Raw genomic sequence first — 2,449 nt, forward strand, 5'->3', positions numbered from 1 at the left:
GTAAGCGTAAAGATAACCACACCTATAATTCCACATCTCACTCCTCCATACTATAACTATCTTGATATGAAGGAGGTAGTTTTGTGGAAGAATCCCATAACGTAATTACAACATCGGATGATGTTGAAGTATACTCAAAAGAATGGTGGATTGAAAAAATTCAGGAATGGAAAGAAAGTGGATTGACGGTAAAGGAATGGTGCGAACAAGAGCAAGTATGCACATATCATCAATTCATTAATAAACGCCGAAATCTTTGCCCGGAAGAAGTTCAGACAAAGGAACAATCGGTCTCAGGATGGTCAGCGATTGAGATAAATACGAGCGCTTCTATTGAAGTTGAATGTCGAGATGTACGAATGACCATTGAAAAAGGGTTTGATCAAGAACTCCTTCAGGAGCTGTTGGAGGTGATTCGAACATGAAGATCAACCTTAATGGAAAACAACGAATTTTTATTGCCCATGGTGAAACAGATATGCGACTATCGATTGACGGGTTAGCAGCACTGGTCCAAGAATACTTCCAGCTCGACCCCTTTTCTTCTGATTTGTTCTTATTTTGTAATCGTGGTCGCGATAAAGTCAAAATACTTCATTGGGAACACAATGGCTTTTGGCTTTACTACCGCCGACTCGAAAATGGTCGTTTTCAATGGCCCGAAGGGCTTGAGGGTGAGACCATGGACATCGACATTAGACAACTTCGATGGTTACTAGAAGGGTTAACTGTAGAAGAGGGAAAAGTTCATCCAAAAATTGATGCAAAAAAAGTTGTATAATCCGCCCATTTTTGTAAGCTTTTATAGTAAAATAGAGGTATGACTAATACAACGAATACACCTAGCCAAACTGAAGAATTATCACAGCGAGTCAAGGAGCTTGAGGAAGTAAACGCTCAACAAAAGGCGACTATAAAGTGGTATGAGGAACAATTTCGACTCATGCAGCAAAAACGTTTTGCCTCCTCGAGTGAAAAGACTCCGGATAACCAAATAGAGCTTCCGCTCTTTAACGAGACGGAAGTCACTGAAGCACCGGAAGTTGAGGAACCAACGGAGGAAGAAATCACGTATACGCGAAAAAAACGTAAACGTACGAGCTCAGACTCTGTTAATCAACTTCCGGTTGAAGTCGTGACTCACACATTACCTGAAAGCGAACAAATTTGTTCTTGCTGCTCGGGTCCGATTCATGAAATGACAGTAGAAAAACGTAGAGAAATTGAAATAATTCCAGCCTCGGCTTACATAAAAGAGCACCGTCGGTCGGTTTATTCATGTCGCCAATGTGAAAAGAATGAGGTAGAAACACCCATTACAAAGGCACAAATGCCAGAACCGGTCATCTTTAAAAGTATGGCTTCACCATCCGCTATAGCTCATATTATGACTCAAAAATATGTAGAAGGATTGCCGCTTTATCGCCAAGAAAAACAACTTGAACGGTTAGATTTAACACTGTCGCGTCAAACGATGGCGAACTGGATGATTAAAGCAGCCACGAATTGGCTAGAACCTGTCTATGAAAGCCTGAAGGCTTTCTTGCTTACGAGACCAACCATGCATGTAGATGAAACAACCATTCAAGTGTTAAAAGAAAAGGATCGATCAGCTACAAACAAGTCATATATGTGGCTGTATCGATCAGGTCGAGAAGACCCTTCATGTGTGCTGTTTGATTATCAAACAACCCGTGCGACTAAACACCCGAAGCGCTTCCTGGATGGATATAAGGGCATCCTTCATGTGGATGGTTATAAGGGTTATGATGGGCTTCCTAATGTTCAGTTGTCTGGTTGTTGGGCCCATGCTAGACGAAAGTTTGATGAAGCCACCAAAGCTGGAAACTTTGGTAAATCAAATGGCCCGACGTTATCTGAACAAGGCCTCGCATATATTAATCAATTATATAAAATCGAACGTTCATTGAAGGATAAAACCCTTGATGAGATTCATGAAAATCGGCAAGAGAAAAGTGTTCCAGTTGTCGATGCTTTTTTCGCATGGACAAAAAAACATGTGAACACTGTCACACCGAAAAGCTTACTAGGGCAGGCTATGAAATACGTCATCAACCAAGAACGAAAATTACGTCGACCATTTGGAAATGCCCAGTTAGACATCGATAATAACCGAGCTGAACGTAGCATTAAACCATTTGTAATTGGTCGGAAAAATTGGTTGTTCGCCCAAACTTTTAAAGGCGCTCGTGCGAGCGCGGTTATATACAGTGTGATCGAAACAGCTAAAGAAAATAATCTAAAACCATTTGAATATCTCACATACCTTTTTGAGATATTACCAAATATAAATGAACTAACGAGTGAATCACTCGAACCTCTTCTTCCTTGGTCAGATCAACTACCTGATAAAGTGAAGAATTAAATCAAATATTAGTTTAACTCACAAACCGCACTCAAACTAGAGTGCGGTTTATTTGACGCTTAC

Annotated in this window: 3 protein-coding genes; all 3 read left to right on the forward strand. The window is 40.6% G+C overall.

Annotation, left to right across the window (positions count from 1 at the left end):
• Window positions 1-83 precede the first annotated feature (83 nt).
• The 3 genes from tnpA to tnpC are packed head-to-tail and all read left to right on the forward strand — an operon-like array spanning window position 84 to window position 2,386.
• Window positions 84-425 carry an IS66 family insertion sequence element accessory protein TnpA gene (gene tnpA / locus FPQ13_RS12850; RefSeq protein ID WP_144089725.1) on the forward strand — a complete coding sequence of 114 codons (342 nt, stop codon included), beginning with the start codon at window positions 84-86 and terminating at the stop codon, window positions 423-425.
• Window positions 422-781 (forward strand): IS66 family insertion sequence element accessory protein TnpB, encoded by a 360-nt coding sequence (gene tnpB / locus FPQ13_RS12855; RefSeq protein ID WP_144089726.1) that lies wholly within the window; start codon window positions 422-424, stop codon window positions 779-781. The genes tnpA and tnpB overlap by 4 nt, the downstream gene beginning before the upstream one ends.
• Window positions 782-820: 39 nt before the next feature.
• Entirely contained in the window at window positions 821-2,386 is a 1,566-nt protein-coding gene (tnpC, locus tag FPQ13_RS12860; protein ID WP_144089727.1) for an IS66 family transposase, read from the forward strand.
• Window positions 2,387-2,449: the final 63 nt, after the last annotated feature.

The organism is Allobacillus salarius, assembly GCF_007559425.1.
In the GTDB taxonomy this organism is placed as follows: Bacteria; Bacillota; Bacilli; order Bacillales; family Alkalibacillaceae; genus Allobacillus; species Allobacillus salarius.

Excerpts from the sequence above, each read along its gene's own strand:
- tnpC (WP_144089727.1), top strand. The coding sequence starts at position 821 with ATGACTAATACAACGAATACACCTAGCCAAACTGAAGAATTATCACAG.
- tnpB (WP_144089726.1), top strand. The coding sequence starts at position 422 with ATGAAGATCAACCTTAATGGAAAACAACGAATTTTTATTGCCCATGGT.